19 protein-coding genes and 1 riboswitch are annotated in these 20,112 nt (G+C 25.9%); of the genes, 5 read left to right on the top strand and 14 right to left on the bottom strand.

Going from position 1 to position 20,112, the window contains the following annotated elements; all coding sequences use genetic code 11:
• Nucleotides 1-143: 143 nt before the first annotated feature.
• Nucleotides 144-626 (bottom strand): SH3 domain-containing protein, encoded by a 483-nt coding sequence (locus JJC01_09790; GenBank protein ID UDN56492.1) that lies wholly within the window; start codon nt 624-626, stop codon nt 144-146.
• A gap of 85 nt (nt 627-711) precedes the next feature.
• Nucleotides 712-805, bottom strand: a riboswitch (cyclic di-GMP riboswitch).
• A gap of 682 nt (nt 806-1,487) precedes the next feature.
• Here JJC01_09790 and JJC01_09785 point away from each other — a divergent pair.
• The 3 genes from JJC01_09785 to JJC01_09775 all read left to right on the top strand — a co-directional run bounded on the left by JJC01_09785 (nt 1,488) and on the right by JJC01_09775 (nt 5,724).
• Nucleotides 1,488-3,821, top strand: a complete 2,334-nt coding sequence (locus JJC01_09785; protein ID UDN56491.1) for an FtsX-like permease family protein — start codon at nt 1,488-1,490, stop codon at nt 3,819-3,821.
• A gap of 10 nt (nt 3,822-3,831) precedes the next feature.
• Nucleotides 3,832-4,599, top strand: coding sequence for an ABC transporter ATP-binding protein (locus JJC01_09780; GenBank protein UDN56490.1), 768 nt, complete (start codon nt 3,832-3,834; stop codon nt 4,597-4,599).
• Nucleotides 4,600-4,878: 279 nt separating this feature from the next.
• Nucleotides 4,879-5,724, top strand: coding sequence for a DUF4878 domain-containing protein (locus JJC01_09775; protein ID UDN56489.1), 846 nt, complete (start codon nt 4,879-4,881; stop codon nt 5,722-5,724).
• 522 nt (nt 5,725-6,246) lie between these two features.
• Here the strand turns inward: JJC01_09775 and JJC01_09770 are convergent.
• The 4 genes from JJC01_09770 to JJC01_09755 form a co-directional block, all read right to left on the bottom strand.
• On the bottom strand, nt 6,247-6,573 hold the full coding sequence (locus JJC01_09770; protein ID UDN56488.1) for an AzlD domain-containing protein: 327 nt from the start codon (nt 6,571-6,573) through the stop codon (nt 6,247-6,249).
• Nucleotides 6,566-7,267, bottom strand: coding sequence for an AzlC family ABC transporter permease (locus JJC01_09765; protein UDN56487.1), 702 nt, complete (start codon nt 7,265-7,267; stop codon nt 6,566-6,568). Before JJC01_09765 ends, JJC01_09770 begins: the two co-directional genes overlap by 8 nt.
• A 280-nt stretch (nt 7,268-7,547) precedes the next feature.
• Complete coding sequence (locus JJC01_09760; protein ID UDN56486.1) at nt 7,548-8,930, bottom strand: PLP-dependent aminotransferase family protein; 1,383 nt, start codon at nt 8,928-8,930, stop codon at nt 7,548-7,550.
• A 290-nt stretch (nt 8,931-9,220) separates the two neighbouring features.
• Entirely contained in the window at nt 9,221-9,385 is a 165-nt protein-coding gene (locus JJC01_09755; GenBank protein ID UDN56485.1) for a hypothetical protein, read from the bottom strand.
• 647 nt (nt 9,386-10,032) lie between these two features.
• On the opposite strand from JJC01_09755, the gene JJC01_09750 reads away from it, so the two are divergent.
• Nucleotides 10,033-11,013, top strand: a complete 981-nt coding sequence (locus JJC01_09750; protein UDN56484.1) for an effector binding domain-containing protein — start codon at nt 10,033-10,035, stop codon at nt 11,011-11,013.
• A gap of 421 nt (nt 11,014-11,434) precedes the next feature.
• Here JJC01_09750 and JJC01_09745 read toward each other — a convergent pair whose 3' ends face one another.
• The 7 genes from JJC01_09745 to JJC01_09715 form a co-directional block, all read right to left on the bottom strand.
• A complete protein-coding gene (locus tag JJC01_09745) occupies nt 11,435-11,767 on the bottom strand; it encodes a carboxymuconolactone decarboxylase family protein (protein UDN56483.1) in 333 nt (110 codons plus the stop codon).
• A gap of 265 nt (nt 11,768-12,032) precedes the next feature.
• On the bottom strand, nt 12,033-12,674 hold the full coding sequence (locus tag JJC01_09740) for an SdpI family protein (protein UDN56482.1): 642 nt from the start codon (nt 12,672-12,674) through the stop codon (nt 12,033-12,035).
• Entirely contained in the window at nt 12,655-12,948 is a 294-nt protein-coding gene (locus JJC01_09735; protein UDN56481.1) for a winged helix-turn-helix transcriptional regulator, read from the bottom strand. The genes JJC01_09740 and JJC01_09735 overlap by 20 nt, the downstream gene beginning before the upstream one ends.
• Nucleotides 12,949-13,716: 768 nt before the next feature.
• Nucleotides 13,717-14,469 (bottom strand): TSUP family transporter, encoded by a 753-nt coding sequence (locus tag JJC01_09730; GenBank protein UDN56480.1) that lies wholly within the window; start codon nt 14,467-14,469, stop codon nt 13,717-13,719.
• Nucleotides 14,470-14,531: 62 nt separating this feature from the next.
• Nucleotides 14,532-16,196, bottom strand: coding sequence for a helix-turn-helix domain-containing protein (locus JJC01_09725; GenBank protein ID UDN56479.1), 1,665 nt, complete (start codon nt 16,194-16,196; stop codon nt 14,532-14,534).
• Nucleotides 16,197-16,207: 11 nt separating this feature from the next.
• Entirely contained in the window at nt 16,208-16,570 is a 363-nt protein-coding gene (locus JJC01_09720) for a metal-dependent transcriptional regulator (GenBank protein ID UDN56478.1), read from the bottom strand.
• A gap of 464 nt (nt 16,571-17,034) precedes the next feature.
• Complete coding sequence (locus tag JJC01_09715; protein ID UDN56477.1) at nt 17,035-17,403, bottom strand: MerR family transcriptional regulator; 369 nt, start codon at nt 17,401-17,403, stop codon at nt 17,035-17,037.
• Nucleotides 17,404-17,562: 159 nt separating this feature from the next.
• Between JJC01_09715 and JJC01_09710 the strand changes: the two genes are divergently transcribed.
• A complete protein-coding gene (locus JJC01_09710) occupies nt 17,563-18,183 on the top strand; it encodes a hypothetical protein (GenBank protein ID UDN56476.1) in 621 nt (206 codons plus the stop codon).
• Nucleotides 18,184-18,375: 192 nt separating this feature from the next.
• Here the strand turns inward: JJC01_09710 and JJC01_09705 are convergent, their stop codons facing one another.
• Complete coding sequence (locus JJC01_09705; protein UDN56475.1) at nt 18,376-18,804, bottom strand: flavodoxin; 429 nt, start codon at nt 18,802-18,804, stop codon at nt 18,376-18,378.
• Nucleotides 18,805-19,028: 224 nt separating this feature from the next.
• Complete coding sequence (locus JJC01_09700; protein UDN56474.1) at nt 19,029-19,967, bottom strand: S8 family peptidase; 939 nt, start codon at nt 19,965-19,967, stop codon at nt 19,029-19,031.
• Nucleotides 19,968-20,112 lie beyond the last annotated feature (145 nt).

Below are 20,112 nucleotides of genomic sequence, written 5' to 3'. Positions count from 1 at the left end.
AGTGCCTATCTATATTATATTCATTTTTAGTTATTACCTTTAACTATTGTATAAAACTTTTTTCTCAATATATTTTCATATACCCTTATGAATGACATCTTGCATTTATTAGGATTCTTTTTTATAAAGTTTATTATATATGATTATGTCAAAGTCGAATATTCTTCTACATACTGACTATATACATATCCAGAATATCTTTTCCCATTTTTGTGAATATTGATTCTTGTCCATTTTCCAACACTATAACAGACTTCAACTTTAAAACCATCAGGAATTGTAGTTATTATTTTTGAATCTGTTGTTCTGTCATTTCTTAATTCTAGATTTAAACCATTAGTTTTTATATTTCCTATGTAATTTCTTTTTCTGTTTTCTAGAATATTATTACTTTTAGCATTGCTCAATTTCTCTAAATATTTATATAGTAACCAACCTTTGTCATAATTACTTTCAACTTCTGCCCATTTTCCATTTACACAATTTAACTTAACCATTTTTCCTTCTGGTATGCTTTTTAATTTCATACTGTTTATATCTGGTTTCTCTCTTAAATTCAATTTAATCTTAGTCTTAAAATTGATGTTAGATTCATCAAAGTTTTTTAACATTAATTCAGATATCATTTAAAATCCTCCTCTTGCCAAATTTTAAGTTATTAAAAATACCTAACTCTTAAAAAATAAATTTAACAAAAAGAATTATTATCTTTTTGGCAACTGGCTGACATGACCTTTATTATATAAAGATTTTAGTCCCTATAGCTTTGCGTCATTAGATTTATCTAATATTGCCTATATCTGAATAATAACACAAATTAAATATTTACAAAATAATATTCCCTCAAATTTTATATTAATTAAATATAAATTCAATTTTTAATTAATAATAAATAAAAAATATCTTTATATTACTAAATAAAGTATTATTCTCTATGAATCATCTATAAAATAGTAATTTACCTAACATATAATTTTTTATAACAAACTTTTTTCTATATTAAGAATATGAAGATATAAAGACAAATTCATAATTTCTTATATCTTTAATACAGGAACTTTTATAAATATATATTAACAAAAAAGTTTGTGTGTATTCATACAGGTTCTTATACCTTATATCTCTTTTTTGATTATTGAACACTATTTAGGTATCATAATTTTTTAAAGCTTACTTGACAAAAAAGGTATATCACTGTATCATTAATATAAACCGACGGTCAGTCTATAGAATAGATATAAGTATAAAATCTACATATATTTGTATGATTATGAAAGTACATAAAGACTAACTAATAAAAATTTTAATGAAAATAGTGGTAACTATTGTTATCTCTTATCAATATATAACATTAATAAAAAAATCACTTATGATACACTTTCTTGAGTTTTTTTATATTCAACTCAGTTCACTTACTTTAGTTATTTACATTGCTATACTTATGCTATTTTTAATTTTTTAAAATTTTTAAGAAACGAGGATGAAATATGTTAAAAAGAATATTACAAAAAGATTTAGCAAGAAATAAAGTAGTAACAGCCACATTATTCATATTTATTTTCCTGGCAGCTATGTTGGTATCTAGTGCTACAAATATCATTATAGAACTTACTAGTTCTATGTCTTCCTTGTTTAGACAATCTCATGCACCTCACTATGTTCAAATGTATTCTGGAGAATTAAACCAAAAATTAATCAATGAATTTACATCTTCAACTCCGTCTGTAAAAGAACAACAAACGGTTGAACTTCTAAATATCAATGGAAGAAATATTTTTCTAGGAAATGAGAAAAAAAGCCAATCTGACAGTGTTTTAGAAAATAGTTTTGTGAGGCAAAATAGTAAGTTCGATTTTTTGTTAGACATGAATAATGCTATATTAAAAGTAGAAAATGGAGAAATAGGGGTTCCTGTCTATTACATGAAACAAAATAATTTAAATATTGGAGATAAGATACAAATAGCCAATGGTGATTTCTTCATGGAATTTACAATAAAAGACTTTGTGCGTGATGTACAAATGAACCCTTCCCTTGTTACTTCAAAGCGTTTCTTAATCAGTAATGATGATTGGAATACTTTACATGCTAACTTAGGTGAAAGTGAGTACCTTATTGAATTTCTATTAAATGATATAAATAAAATTAGTGAATTTGAAACGTTATATCAATCAACTAATCTTCCACAAACAGGAACATCAATAACTTATTCTCTTTATCAAGTACTAAATGCATTATCTGATGGAATTTTAGTTGCAATTATTATATTAATTAGTATTCTACTTATTATAATTTCTACTTTATGCTTACGATTTACACTAATTACAACTATTGAAGAAGATTATCGTGAAATTGGTGTTATGAAAGCAATTGGTATCCAAAGTGTTAATATCCGAAAGTTGTATCTTGCAAAATATCTATTGATTGCATCTTTAGCAAGTTTTTTTGGTTATATAACCTCATTATTTATTGGAACTTTTTTTACAGAGAATATCAATCTTTATATGGGTACAGTAGAAAAAAATACTTTTAGTGTCTTTATCCCATTAATTGGTGCAGTTATTGTATTTATAGCAGTTATATTCTTTTGTAATCTAATACTCAAAAGATTTAATAAAATATCAGCAGTAGAAGCATTAAAAACAGGTACTTCAATGACCACTAAACAAAACAGATATAATATAAAACTGTACAAAAGCAAAATAACAAATGTTAATCTCTTTTTAGGATTAAATGAAGTAACTGGAAGATTTACCATTTATAGCTTACTCTGCTTTGTTTATGCTGTCTGCACCTTCCTCATGATTGTACCACTTAATTTTCTAAATACTATTCAGTCTCCAGAATTTATTACTTATATGGGAGCTGGTCAAAGCGATATTCGCATTGATTTGCAACAGACAAATGAAACTCAAAACCATCTTAATTCTATATTGAATGTGATTGAAAGTGATGATGATGTTGAAAAATATGATTCCTTTATAACGAGTTCTTATAAGGTAGTGAATCAGGATGGGGCGATAGAAAACATGAAAATAGAAAATGGAGATTTTTCAACTTTTCCACTTGAATATGTAAATGGTTCTGCACCAACAAATGAAAATGAGATTGCTCTATCTGTTATAAATGCTGATGAACTAGGGAAAAGTGTTGGAGATAATTTATCCATTTTTTCAGAAGAAGATAATGAACTAATTCTCACTGTTAGTGGCATTTATCAAGATGTTACATATGGTGGTAAGACTGCAAAAGCGATGCTACCTTACAAAAAAGATACAATTTTATGGTATATCATAAATTTAAATATGAAACCTGGAGTTAATTTAACAGATAAATTAGATCAGTATAGAATGGATTGTTATCCTGCAAAAGTTACAAATATGGATGATTATGTAAGTCAGACATTAGGCTCTGTTATTAGCCAATTAAGACTTGTTATAAAGTTAGCTATTATTCTATCTGTTTCGATTTCTGGATTTATTACAGCAATGTTTTTCAAAATGCTGATTGCTAAAGATACATCACAAATTGCAATTATGCTTAGTTTAGGATTTTCTACTAAAAATATACGAACTCAATATACTGCAAGAGCATTATTAGTGCTTACAATTGGAATTATTTTAGGAATTATTGCATCAAATACAATTGGTCAGAAAATAGCAGGGCTACTTCTTTCTGGTATATCCAATTTACAATTTATAACAAATCCACTAATTGTATATATAGTTTGTCCAATAACTTTAATTATAACTGTATCTGTTACTATTACAGCAATTAGTATGACAATCAAAAAAATAAAAATTATGTCTATCATAGAATAAGAGGTATATTATGAATAATATTATAGAAGCTAGAAAAATTAGTAAAGAATATGTCATCAGCAAAGAGAATATACATCAAGTTTTAAAAGGAATTGATTTAACCATTCAACATGGAGAGTTTGTATCTGTTATGGGAGCTTCTGGCTCAGGAAAAACAACTCTACTTTATAACTTAAGTGGTATGGATAAACTCACATCTGGAAATATTACATTCTGCGGAGAAATGATTTCTAGTATGTCTGAGGAAGAATTATCGAAGATACGATTAGAAAAAATGGGATTTATCTTTCAACAAAGCAATTTACTAAAAAATTTAAATATTTTTGACAATATAGTCCTTTCCGCCTATTTGAGAAAGGAAGAAAGCCGCCAAATAATTAATGAACGAGCAAAAACACTTATGGAGAAAACAAATATTTCAGAAATCAAAGATAAAGATATTACTCAGGTTTCTGGTGGTCAACTTCAAAGAGCAGCTATATGTCGTGCATTAATTAATACTCCAGAAATCTTATTTGGAGATGAACCAACAGGTGCACTTAATTCTAAAGTAACAAATGAAGTGATGGACATTCTTTTAGATATCAACAACTCTGGTACAACCATTATGCTTGTAACTCATGATGCCAAAGTTGCAGCAAAAACAGAACGAGTAGTATTTATGTCTGATGGTGTAATCATTGGAGAAATTATATTAGGAAAGTTTAATGAATATAATAACAATTTAAAGGAAAGAGAAAATAAACTTACAAACTGGTTATTAGAATTAGGTTTTTAGAAATATTAGTATAAATAAAACAGATATTACTAATATTATAAAATCAAAATAGTTATAAGTAAAGAAATAAGTAAATCTATTATTAGGAAATCTATAAAGTAATATAAGTACAACTTCTTAAAGCAATAATTGTTTATAAGAAATTTTTCATATATCTAAATTAAGATATACAACATTTTATTAAACTATCTACTTCACATATATATTAAAGCTGATGACTTATCTAATGTTTGATGATAAAATAAAATTAATAAATATTTAATTATAGAGGATTATATTATGAACATTATTAAAAGAGTACCCTTAATATTAATAGTATTAATTGCAATATTACTAACAGGATGTTCTCCAAGAGAAAGTGCTAGTGAAGTAGCAAAAAAGTACAGTGATAGAGTAAATTCTGGAGATTATGAAACAGCATATGATTTACTAAGCAAAGACACCAAGAAAAAAGTTAGCCTTGAAAGGTTTAAAGAGTATCAAAGTGTATTACTTGAGACAAAAAAAGTAATTGGTTATAAATTAATAAAAGAAGAAAATATAGAAAAATATAAATATGATAAAAAAGAATATAAAAATCTTGTTAAACTAGAAGAAACTTATGATATAAAAAATATTTACTTAAAAAAATGTGAGTCTTTAAAAATTAATAGGTACCTTATAGTTGAAAATAATCAGTATAAGTTATTATGGCATGAAAATTTCAAACGAAATCTTAGTTCTAGATACCTTGATGTTGTATATCTAAAATTTAGAAAACATGAGATAGTTTCAGATAAAACACTTAAAAAAGCACTTAAAGATACTACTCTACTACTGAAAAAAGCAGTTGACATTGATCCTACTAATTCAGATGCTTATTATGCACAAACATGTCACTATATGAATTTAGACGAATATGATAATGGTCTGATTTCAATTAATAACTGCTTAAAATATTTAGATAAAAAAAATTCTAATTATAAAAAAGATTTAAGTGATGCATATAATTTAAAGGCCGTTATGTGTATGGGTAATAAAAAATATGATGAAGCAAAAAAATTTTTAAATAAATCATTGTATGCTAATAAGGATAACAATGATGCAAAGTTTAACTTAAAAGTAATAAAAAATCAATTAGAGTAAATGCCTAATTTATTATATTCAACAAATACATATAAATTGGTGCAAGTAATATTTTTTTACTTCCATATATAAATCACAGTACTTATGTAAAATTATTATATAATAATTTAATTTTTTATAGATTAAAATTAACATGTTTTAGACTTTTATTTATAATCCAGTTAAATTTATTATTACCTTATTCTAAAGTTTACTTAGTAACTGAATCTATATGACTTTATATAAATATAAAATAAATTCATTTATATTTATTATGTATTTATACAATATTCTCTATTAAATTAAAATACCTATAAATTAATTACAAACTTAAATTATAAAAAAGAACTTATTACTATATGAAAGTTAATATATGAGCAATAAGTTCTTTATATTTGTACGTAAAACATTAATCAATTAAATTTAAAATACATAACAAGATAATACTAAAAATATATAATTATGTTAGATAATAAAATCTAAAGCAATAGGTATTTATAAATATTTATAATTTTTAAATTTGTATATGACAGTAGTTAAATATTACATAATAAATCCAAATAAATATATAGATATCACACCTGTAACAATAGAAATTCCAATAGATTTAAATTTATATGCAACAAGAAGCACAATTAGAAAAGATATAATTTTAGGATTTACTACAGACAAATATAAATTATCTCCATTAAAAAATACATCTTTCGCTGTTAAAGAAGTAAGGATTGCTACAGGTATAAATTTCATTATTTTTTTCAAAGACTCAGGCATATCCTTTTTCGAAAAAATTAACATTGGAAGAACTCTTGGAAGGTATGTAACAATGTACATTCCTATTATAATAAAAAATATATAATTACTATTATTCATAAGATTCCTCCTTTTTCGAATGTACCTCTTCTGCAAAGAACCCAATTAAAGAGGCTAAAATTGATGCAACTATAATTACTAAATTACTCTTAAACAATACATATAAAATAATTGAAATAATAATTGACGATATAAATACTAAAACATAAATCTTGTTTTTTATTTGAGAAACTATTAATGCTATAAACATAGAGGTCAGTATAAATCCAGAAATAGAACTATCTATAGATATTGTTTCTCCTAAAAATGCCCCAATAAAATTAGCTAAGACTGATGAAACTAGGCAAAAAAAATTGAGATAGATTGCATTTTTATCAGTCCAATTTCCAGTAGTAAATTTTTCATAATTAACTGCAAAAGTTTCATCAGTTATGGTATGGCAAAATGGCAATATAAACTTTGGACTTTTATTTTTTATATACATATTTAAATTGGAACTCATTAAAAAATGTCTCAAATTAACAATAAATGTGGTTAATACAATAGACGTTACACTTGCACCAGCTGAAATCATTGAAGCTGCAATAAATTGAGAACTTCCTCCAAATACCAAAGTTACCATTAATGCTATTTGGAAAGGTGAAATACCAGATTTCTGCAATAGTATTCCTCCTACTATTCCTATTGGTATATAGCCCAAAAATATGGGTATAGAAGCAATAAAACTTTCTCTTAGTTGCTGAGTTCTTTCCATGATAAATCACTCCTTTTAACCTTTAATACACTGAGTATTATTAAAATATAAAATAGATTAATCATATAATTGCAATTATACTTAAAAATAGATTTGAATTAACTATATAAGCTTTACTATATAAATAAAAATAAATTAATTTTGAAATACTATTAATTTATAATTACTTTTTGTTGTGAGGCAATAATATATGTCAATTCTTATAAATCCATTATCTATCATATTTTCATTGTAACAGCAAAAAAAATTACACACAATTAAAATATTGTGTGCAATACAATTATCTTTTTTCTTTTAGTAATCGTTTTAATACACTTAAACCAGATTTAAGTTCTTCTATATTTTCTGTAGCACATACAGCTATTCTTATTGCAGAAATAGGTTTTTCTTTTCCAACTGCAAAGCGCTCAGATGCATAAACCTGTACACCTTCTTTGAGTGCTTGTAACTCAAGTTTTTCAGCCATTATATCATCAGGTAGTATTAACCATCTAAATATACATTCATTATTTCCTAAAATATTATACTCAGATAAATATTGATTGACAATCTCATTTCTCTTTCTAGCAGACTTACGGCGTGCCTCAATTAATTTATCTGCTTCTCCTGATGCAATCATACGATAAGCTATTTCTGTTAAAAAATATGATTGAGAGAGATTAATATTATACAAAGCACTTGATAAGGCTTCTCTATACTTTTTAGGTGTAGCAATGTATGCAAGACGCAAGCTAGGTGCAAGAATTTTTGATAAACTTGTAATATAAATTGTCTGATTAGGTATATAATTAGCAACTGGATTCAAATGTATTTCATTAAGTAAACCATGAATAGCATCCTCAATAACAATTAGGTTATATTTGGATGCAATATGTGCAATCATTTTTCGTCCATCCTCTGACATTATATGTGTAGTGGGATTTTGATAATCTGGTATTATATATATTCCCTTGATATTTTCATTCTTGCATGCATATAATAAACCTTCTTCACTAATCTCCCCATTTTCTTGTTTAATTGGAATTAATTGTATTCCAAGCATTTTGGCTGCTGTCTTTATTCCAGGGTAAGTTAATGGGTCTACACCTATTCTATCTCCATGTTGAAATAGCCCTGCCAAAATGGCTACAATTGCATTTTGTCCTCCACTTGCAGGAAGTAAGCTATCAGCTGAGGTTTTAAATCCAGTTTGGGAAATCAATTTAGCTATAGCTTCTTTTTGCCAATCAGCGCCATCTCTCTGTCCATATTGAAATATAGTTTTAAAATCCAATTCTTTAGTTATTTGTTTAAATAAAGTACTCATTTCTTCTAATGCAAAATCAGGATTCATTGTACCCATTTCAATGAATGTAATTTTATTACTTGACATCAAAAATAAATTTGACCGTATATCATAAGCTACAAAAGTTCCACTTCCTGTCACCCCACTTATTAATCCTTTCTTTTCACAAATTTTAAAGGCTCTAGAAATAGTACTTACATTTACATCTAGGAAGTCTGCCAATTCACGTTGTGGTGGCAATTTGGTACCAGGCAACAAAGTTCCATTATCAATATCTTGTTCTAATTGTTCTGCAATAGCTTTATATAATATTTGTCCTCTTAATGGCCGTTTTGGTTTCCAATTCATAGGATAATTTTCAAAAGAATTAATTGGCATAAAGTTTCACCTCACATTACTAATTTGACTATTTTGTTTATTTAGAACAATAAATTCATTAGGAAAGTGATTATACAAATCCCTAACCTAAACAAATGAATCAATAGCTGTATTTCATAATTACATTTAAATTTATTTTAATATATACACCATATATTTAAAGCGCTTTCTTGTCAACATAAAAGTAATGCAATCATAATTAAATGAATACTAGAATATTTAATTATTTTTATACAATAAAAAAGAAGGTATAAAGAGCTACCCTCAAGCTCAATATACCTTATAAATATCTACACTTCGTTTTTGACTAATTTCTCTATGTCTTTGATAATATGTTCTTTAGATTTTTTTCCAGCTATTGCATCAAAAATTGCAACAGCTTTTTTCTCTCCAAACTTCTCTGCTACATCATTAAACTCTAGAAATCTAACACTTTCCTTTTGTTTGCCAAACATACAACACCTCTCATACATTTTTATATATTTATTATAACTTCTATATGTTTATTTTTCACCAATAAACGTTAGACAAATTAGTTCCTTTATTTTTTTGACTTTATTTTACCTTCAAAATACTTAACAAAACTAGTTTATTCTACCCTATAAATAAAAATATGCAATTTAATTTGTAAAAAACTCTGTAATAAAATCAGTACTTCTCTTTCCAAAAGTTTTACAGTAAAAATAACAAAAATTATTTATTGTGTAGCAGATTTAATATATAAGTAAGATTCCTTAACTATTTTATTTCTAAAAGTAAATAAAAGGTAAAATATTTAATAACAGAAAAGTTTCAAACTTATATGCTATTAGTAGAATTTTTCTAAAAAAACATATCAAATATTTGATTTTCCTGTAAAATACAGTATCTAGTATAATGACAGATGATTATACAGCTTGAAATAAATAGCCTGTATGCCTTTGATATATAATATTTCAAAAACTTTTATGTTATTATATAGACTTATTTAATTTCACAAAGAGCTAAGTGTAATAGGAGATATTTAAACTGATTAAATTAAGGTTATAAATAATTATAATGTCTAATTATTGACTTTGACACCGTGTCGTAGTTTATACTGAAACTGTAAGGAGGAAGTATAATGAAGACAATCACTATAAGCCAAGTATCTAAAAATATGGGGATATCCACTAGAATGCTACGCTATTATGAACAAATTGGATTAATTAAAAGTTTTCGTCGTGAAGGTTATGCTTACAGAGTTTATGATGATGAAGCAATTTCTAGAATTGAGCAGATTATGCTTTTGCGTAAATTGCGAATTCCTTTACGTCAAATTCAAACAATTCTAGAAAATAAAAATGCAGTTACTGCTATTAACATCTTTCGTCAAAATATAAATGAATTAGACGAGGAAATTACTGCTCTTTCAACAATCAAGGATATTCTCTTTTGTTTTATCAAAGAATTAATTAAAGTTACAGAACTACCATTCAAAAATATTATTTCTGAAAATGACACATTGTTATCAGCTATTGAATCACTCAATATTGTTAGTATTAATTTTAAGGAGGAGCAAGGTATGAATAAGTTAAATAAAGCAGATGAAAGACTATCAAAAATCAATGATATACGTATAGTATACCTACCACCAACTACTATTGCTTCCGCTCATTATATTGGTGATGACCCAGAACTTCATGCAAATACAATGCTTGATGAATTCGTGTGTAAAAACAATTTGAATAAAATTAAACCAGATTTAAGACGTTATGGTTTCAATCATCCTAATCCAATAGATGAAACAGGCTATCATGGTTATGAGGCATGGGTGACAATTCCAGATAATATGGATATTTCGGCACCACTTAAAAGAAAGCAATTTGCAGGAGGGTTATATGGTGCACATATGATTGCTTTTGGCAATTTTGCTGAATGGGATGCACTTCTTGAATGGGTGAATAACAGTGAGAAATATGAATTTGCAGGTGATTTACAAGACCAAGAACATATGTGTGGTCTTTTAGAAGAACATTTAAACTATTTTAGCCATATAGAAAAGACAGACCTTGAGGTAAAAGATATACAACTTGATTTACTAATACCTATTAAGGAAAAATAAGAAAAAATATCAGCATAATAATACTAGTTTGTCAAAAAGATTATATGACTGTGAGATAGCAATTATGATAGAGGAAGATTATTTTTGAAAAGAAGAAATATATCTTTCTATTTAACATTCTAACTATTGACAATTAAACAAGATTATAATAAAAAATAGATAAACTATATAGTTTATCTATTTTTTATTATAACTTTAAGCAATCAATATATTTAAATCTAATAAAATTTATCTAAAGTCTTAAAGTTGAAAAAGATAAATGAAGTACCAAGAACCACTTCCTTTTTTTAATCGTCAATCTTATCTCATACATCCTCTGATATACTTGATTTTCTAAGAGGTTTTATTATATCAGTATTAAAAAAACTGTCTTAGAATATATCTTAGATATTAAATATTAATTACAAAAACAAATCTATAATTATATATTAAGTTCTTCTAAGATTTTTATTGCAAATCTTGCATTTGGATATGTAATAGAGCCACCACCAATTACACCTATTTTTATTGCTTCTATAATTTCAGCCTTACTTGCTTCAGAGTTTACACACCCCTCTATATGATAGCAAATGCATTCATCACAACGACTTAAAATAGAAATTGCTAATCCCATCAACTCTTTATTTTTTTTACTTATAGCTCCCTCAGAATAAGTCTTATCATCAAGACTTCCAAAGGCTCTAAAAAATTCATCTGTTTCACTTAGTTTATTATTATATAATTTTCTATATTCTTTCATTTCTTCAAGATTCATGTCTACCTCCTGTGTTCATAAATAATTTTTATAGAGTATGATATAACATCATACTTATATTTTCAATATTAAATATGAATTTTCAATTTATAATGCATATCCTGATTGGTAAATGACCTTAGAATATATAGTTACTGATGACTTTTTACTTTTAATGTTAATTAATTTCAGAGCTAAGATAAATATCTTAATAAGTTTTTAATTGTCTGTTTTAGCTCTGAAATATATAAGATTTAGCTAAGTTTTATAAAAATATATAACTATCCTAGTTATTTTTAGCTGAACTTTTATATATAAAATAAGAATAAATAAATGGTATCACTACAATCATAATTATTACAAAAGTATTATAAAAAGGAATATTAATAAATGCATTAATAATTAACAATATTCCACCAATAATCCAAATCCATCCAGCTAAATGATGTGTTTTATTCCAATTTTCTTCATCATTAAGAGTCCATGGTAATTTTATTCCTAATGTATAGTTTTGTTTACATTTAGGAATATAGTTTCCAATAAAGAAAATCAATATTCCTGAAAATAATCCTATATAAAAATTTGTCTCTAAAGTAATTCCTATTGAATACACAGTCATCATTACTTGCAAAATAACTGAAAGTATAGCAACTCCCCATTTTGAAAAACCTTGAAGTATTTTTGAAAATCCTATTTTCTTTGGTTCATTTTCAATTCTAAACCATGTATATAAATGAATACATAGCATTAATAATGGTACACCAAAAGCCGCTATAACTTTTGGAGCATAATTATCTGGATTTCCATAATTGTCAAAATGAATTGCAACCTGATCTGGCAATCTATTATAAAAATAAACTGATACAATAAATGGTATAAAACATACTAAAGTTGATAAAACAAATTGTTTATTTATCATTTTTTTCATTATCTTTTTCTCCCTTCTCCATAAATTGTGAAAACCAAAGCATAACTTCCTCAAAAACTGAAGTATTTATTTCATAGAAAATGAAGTTTTTATACTTGGTTTCAAATATGAGCCCTGCCTTTTTTAATTGAGATAGATGATAAGAGATTGTGGCATTTGTCATATTAAATTTTTCACTAATTTCTCCTGCTGACATCTTGTTATTCTTTAGCATAAGTAAGATTTCTCTTCTTACAGGGTCAGAAAGAGCTTTAAACGTTTCTGGAAAACCCAACAATATCACCTCTCTATTTAGAATTTCATCTAAATACAATATAGCATAATTAATTATTCATTTCAATAACTATTTAGATTTTTTTCTAAATAGTTATTGAAAATTATTATATAAATTTCTAAAACTAGCTTTAAATAAAACAATCTCAATCATAGATTGTTTTATTTAAATACTTTACTTTCAAAAAAATAAAGGACTTAGAAATAAAACTCTAAGTCCTTTTATTTTATAAACTTTCTTATATTTAAAATATAATGCGCACTATTTATGCAACATATTCATACTTTTCTCTGTATTCTCTTACGGCATCATTCCAAGCTTCTTGTACTGTTACACCTCTTTTATTAGCAATTCTCTGTGCCAGTTCAATTATTTTCATAGCTCTTCTTGATATGTTCATATATATTCCTCCTACAAATTATTATATATTTCATATACATAGATTAAAGTTATATTTTTATACTATATAACTTTTCTATTATAATATTACAATTTCCATATGTATTATATATGAACTGTATTAGAAGATAATTAGAATTTTTGTAAAATTTGTATATATTCATATTTATACAACATTAACCTCATAAAAATCTTAAAATAACGTGAAATATATGTTCTCATATATACTATAATGAGCATTTAGAAACTACAAAACACTTGAAGTTTTTAATTATCAGTATCCTATAAAAAAGCCATAACTAATATAACTACAATGGTTATAGATTTTTATATAATATATAAATAATTATAGGAATTAAAACTATCTAATTAAAACAATGTCTGGTACATTAGCTTTGTGACCATAAACAATGCCATTACTAAAAATATTGGTTTTATCATTTTTGAACCATTTTTTATTGCAACTTTAGCACCCACATAGGCTCCTATTATCATCACTAATGCAAACAATACAGCAATTTTATAATATACTTGACCATTTATCATAAATAATAATAACGAAGTTACATTGCTTGTCAAGTTTAATATTTTTGTATTTGCTGAAGCATGCAAGAAATCATATCCATATATTTTTATAAATCCGAAAGTTAGAAATGTTCCTGTTCCAGGTCCAAAAAAACCATCATAAAATCCCATTATAAATGCCATAAGCATTCCTAATCTCAAATTTTTCTTATTAATACCTTCAAATCTATCTTCTTGACCTAAATTTTTAGAAACAAAAGTATAAATTGCCACTATTAAAATCATTAATACAACTAAAACATTTAGTATATTTTCATTTATTGATAATACACATTTTACTCCTAAAATACTACCTATAATAGTAAAAGGAACTAGCTTTTTTAAAAGTTCATTATTAGTTTTGCCAGATTTTGCATATCTATAAGCACTACTTATACAACCTGCTGATGCTGCAAATTTATTTGTACCAATAGCAAGATGTATTGGTACTCCAATAGCCATAAGAACAGGCATACTGATAAGCCCACCTCCACCTGCTATAGAATCTACAAAAGCAGCTATAAAACCCCCTATACATAAAAAAGTAATTACAAACATAAAATTCCTCCATACATTCTATTTCAATCTCCTTTATAATATATACTCTATACAATTTCTTTTTAATTTTTATTGTCCAATATATTTTTTCTATATTCATTTGGAGTACTATTATTAAATTTTTTAAATATTTGTGAAAAATAACTGCTATTATTAAATCCTACTTTCTTACAAATATCTGCTATACTCATATTTTCATTTTTTAAATATTTTTTAGATTCTTCTATTCTAAGAATATTTATATACTCAGTTATTGAAATTTTATTCTTTTCATTAAAAATAGAACTTAAATAATTTGGACTTATAAAAAATACATCAGATATGCTATTTAAATTTATATTTTCTTTATAATGTTTTTGTATATATTCGTTTATCTTTTCAATTAAATTTACTTTATCTTTTATCCAAAAGTCTCTATTAATATCAATACATTCTTTAGAAAATTCAAGTAATATATTCCATAAGTCTTCATCACTACTTACAAGTGATATTTTTTTAGTATATTTATTTTTTACATAATAAATAAGATTTAAATCTTCTAAATCTCTAAGTACTGTTCTAGATAATATGAGCGTCATCTCTTGAACAATACTCTTAATATTATTATGTATTTTCTTATTTACCTCTATTAATTTACAAATACCTTCTAAATTCATATTTTTAATTTCTTTCTCAAGAGAAAATTCTAATTCATAAGGATACTCTCCACCAGCAGTATTAAGTATACTAATTTCTATAGGGCTTATAATACATTTTTCTTCTAACAGCCTAGTATTAGCCTTTTTAAGTGCATCTTCAAGCCTTATATTGTCTTTTCTATTTTTTAATATTTCCTCATCCTTTATGCTAAGTTGGTTTTCAAAGAATTTTCTTTTCGCTATTTCCTGAATAAAATCAGTTACCATTAGTAAATTTTCTTTTAATACATATAATCTACTTTTAGGATTTAATGGAATTTCATTGTAAATTTTATTTATATATTTTGTATCTATATTTGAGTTATTTGATAATATAGACAACTTTTTATCTATATCAATAGATTTATATATTATAAAATTTCCACATTCTATATATCCAATTATATTTTCTTCTAATACTATAGGTATCTCTAGACTAGAAACATCATAATCACAATTATATATTTTAGTAAAATTGTCGTTATTTATATTTTTATTAAGTTTTCTATTACAGGTTCTTATATTTTTGCAAGTAACGCAAAATTTAACTTCTCCATTAGTTTCAAATATTTTTTCGTGTTTTGAATCATAAATAGATATTTTAAGCTTCAATATATTAGATATTTGATTTGCAATATTTTCAAGTATATTTATATTAACTAATTCTTGTATATTATTCTCAGAAAACATGATTGGTAATTGTTTTAAGCTCGAAAATTTATAGGGAACATAGGCGATTAATATTATCAAATCATTTTTACCAGTATTTATAATTTCATGTTCTGAATATGGTGGGCAATAGATTATTGATGATTTCTTTATATTAATCTTTCTACCATCAATTATTTGTATTCCTTCTCCTTGAATCACGTATAAAAGTTGTTCTTCACTTAAATGAAAATGTTTTTCTTGACAATTTCCTGGAAAAAATTTTACAACTCCAGCACTAAGTCTATTAGATTGTGTTTTTGATGGCTCATGTATCCATGTAACTTCTCCCCAATTAAATTTTTGCACTTCATATTTACTCGACTCACTAAAATACTCCATAAGCTCACCTCTTAGTTTTTGTCTAAATATTTTTTTATTCTTTCAAATGTCTCATTGCTTATCACATGCTCTATTCTACATGCATCCTTTTCAGCTATATTGAATGAAACTCCCAATGTATTTATTAGAAATCTAGTAATTAAAATATGTTTTTCATAAATTTCTTCTGCTTTTTTTCTACCATTCTCAGTTAAAATAATTTCACCATCAAGCATCATTATAATAAGACTACTTTCTTTTAAAATCCCTACAGCTCTACTTACACTTGCTTTACTATAATTTAATTCTTTTGCTATATCAATAGACTTTACAACTCCATTTTTCTTCTCCAAAATCAATATTGTCTCTAAATAATTTTCTCTTGATTCATACATTTTTACTTCCCCCAAGCAATAACAATTCAATTCTAATATTTTTATCATACTAATTAAAAAAGTATAACTGTATGTTTTAACATCATAATCTAGATTGTTCATATATAATAAAAAAATACTCACTTTTATACTCATAAGTATTTTTATCACTTACATTAATATATCTTATCATAATTTTCTTTTTTATTACATAGAGAAATATCATATAAAATAAAACCCATTTTAGATTTTGATATATAGTGTAAAAATCATTAAAAACGAGACTTTACATAAATAAATAGACAACATAGTTGAAAAACCTTCATAAAATCAGGTATAAATGACAGGAATACTAATTCATTTTCTACACACTATTTTAATTATTATCAACCCATTAATTCTAAGAAGTTAATATCAAAAACTAGTATCCTTTTTCTATATTTACTTATCCTCAATAGAAATAGTTATAAAAAGAGCACAAAAAATTATTTCTTAACTGCCTTTTTTTCATTTAGATAAGCTACTTTTTCATCTATTTGCTCCATACAATGTTCCAACACATGTATTTTATTTTGAATATTCTGTTTATATTGCTCAAATAGGCAAATTCTTTTATCTATTGTGTCATCTCCCATATCACAGAAATGAAAACATTCATATATATTCTTTATAGATAAACCTGCCATTTTAAGTTCTGTAATAAATATCAAGCGTTCTACATCCTTTTCTGAAAAGTAACGAACACCGCTTGGTTTTCTATTGATGGGAAGTAGTAAACCTTTTTCTTCATAAAAACGGATTGCTGATGGAGAAATTTCAGTTATTTTTGATACCTCAGTCATGGAATATTGCATGTTCTTTACCTCCCTAAACTTTTAAATGAATAATAACATTATAAAAATTCCTTTCATAATAGTCAATCAGTATTCAATAAAAAGTATTGACTTCAAGTTAGGTTGAAGTTGTATAGTTTGAAGTGTAAAAATCAATTTGTAAAAGAAAGGATTATATAAATGGAAAAATATGCAACTATGATTAAAGAAAATTTAAATGCAGGAAAAGTACTTTGTGGGATTGCAGTTTCACTGTCTGATTCAGCTGTAAGTGAATTAGTAGGATTATCTGGATATGATTTTGTATGGATTGAGGGAGAACATGGAACTTTAGACCGTAAAGACATTCAGCAACATATGATAGCAGCACATGCTGGTGGTGCTGCTTCTTTGGTTAGATTGGGAAATAGTGACCCTACTCTTGTTAGAGCTATAATGGATATGGGAACAGATATTATAGGCTTTCCATTTATTAATACAGTACAAGACGCACAAAAAGCAGTATCAGTTTGTACCTATCCACCAAAAGGCATAAGAGGATGCAACCCTCAACGTGCTTCGTATTATGGACGTATGAATTATTTAAACTATATTAAAAATGCAGATAAAGAAACATTGAAAATGATGTTAATTGAACAAAAATCAGGCTATGACAATCTTGAAGAGATAGTACAGGTTGATGGTTATATTTCTTTTACAATAAATGGAGCACATTATTACTCCTTTTCCTTACATTTTTCTACAACACTTATTAAAACTTTCATAAGATTAAATAGCTCAGATTATTCAGTTTATACTTAATAAACATACTGCCAGATAACAAATAAAAAATCGTTATCTGGCAGTACTGAATGTATATTGAAGTCAAAATATTAAATATTTTATCTTTTATAAAATATTCATTACATATATCATGCTATTAATATTTTTTAGTGTTATGTATACTAATATTATCATTAGTTTTTAAAAATTAGATTTTTATAGCATACAAATTTATTCAGCCAACATTTTACCTAATTCAATACAATTAGCCTCTGCCTCTCCATCTGGATCTTCCATTGCTGTGATTCCTTCACCACCTATAATTGTAGCACCAGCATTTTGCATACGTTCTTCCCAATCTCTCATCCATTCACAATTTCCCCAACCATATGAACCAAATAATCCAATCTGTTTACCTGATACCATTGCTTCTAATTCTGATACAAATGGTTCCATATAACCTTCTTCCAATTGTTCTGCTCCCATAGATGGGCAACCTAGTGCAAATTTATTTTCTCCTTTTAAATCGCTTGGTTTCAATAAATTTACATCTAAAACCTCTGCTATTTTACCTTTTGACTTTACACCTTCAGCTACAAAATTTGCCATTTTTTCAGTATTTCCTGTTCCACTCCAATAAACAATATATATTTTATTCATTTTTACCTCCTACGATATTTTTAATCATTCTTTTAGTTAGCTATAGCTAACTAGAATTTAAAAAATAAAAGATTTCTTTATTTGAAATCTCTTTATTTTTTCTAAATATATAATATCATGCACAGTTTTAAAAATCAATACTTATTGATAATATTTCTCATTAAACAATTTTTATCATTTATTTCGTAAATATATAGTCCTTATCTTTCATTAGCAAACAAAGATTATCTTTTAGTATTTCCCTTGTATTTATAAAGATTTAAATATAAGTAACCATTTCCTTGTTCTGTTCTAGGCAAACCAAGTGCTCTTGTACACTTTATCAACTGTGCATACAACTCAGCTTCATCAAAATTTCGTTCAAACTCTTCTCTTGCCCACTCTTTAATCAATGCCATTGAACCTGTTACATAGGGTGCACTCATACTAGTACCACTCATAATAGCAAGTTTATTATCCATATAAGTGGATAAAATATTTCTTCCTGGTGCAACTAAATCTATTGTACTATTTGAATTGCTAAATTTCTCAACTAAATAATTTTCATTTATTGCACCTACTTCTATTACTTCAGGATAACTTGCTGGATAACTATATTCACTTGTACTAGAATCCCCATCTCCATTATTACCAGCTGCACACACTACAGGAATATTATTTTTTACTGCTTGTAAAACAGCATTTTTTAGATTTTTATCATCTTTATTCCCTCCTAGAGACATAGATATAATATCTACCTTGCTACTTACAGCAAAGTTGATAGCATTAATTATACCCTGATATGTCCCAATACCATCTTTATTTAATGCTTTTGCTATTAATAATTTACAATCTGGTGCTACTCCCATAACTTCATTATTATAATTAGATGCTGCTATAATGCCTGCTACATGTGTTCCATGTCCATTAAAATCCTCATATATATTTTTATTTCCATTACTATCATCACTGAAATTTGCACCTCCAATGATTTTTCCTTTTAATAGAGGGTGAGATGTATCGCAACCTGTATCTATTATACCAACTACAACATTTTTACCAGTGTAACCCTCTTCCCACATTCCTTTAGCATTCATTTGTTTTATACCATATGGAAATTTATTCTTTGTTCCTCTTAGATTTTCATTTATCTCATATGGAATTAACTTCATTTTTTTATTCATAATGTATCCCCCTAAAAATTTTATTGCATATAAAAAATTATAAACAAGTTAAAGTGATAAACTATAAATTAAATTATTAATTTATAGTTACATGCTTATACTCATCTATTTATATTTATGATATGTTTTTTATTTTTAGGAGTCA

The sequence above is a fragment of the Clostridioides sp. ES-S-0010-02 genome (assembly GCA_020641055.1).
In the GTDB taxonomy this organism is placed as follows: Bacteria; Bacillota; Clostridia; order Peptostreptococcales; family Peptostreptococcaceae; genus Clostridioides.
The sequence above is the reverse complement of the archived record's forward strand: the minus strand, read 5'-3'. Positions and strand labels throughout refer to the sequence as shown.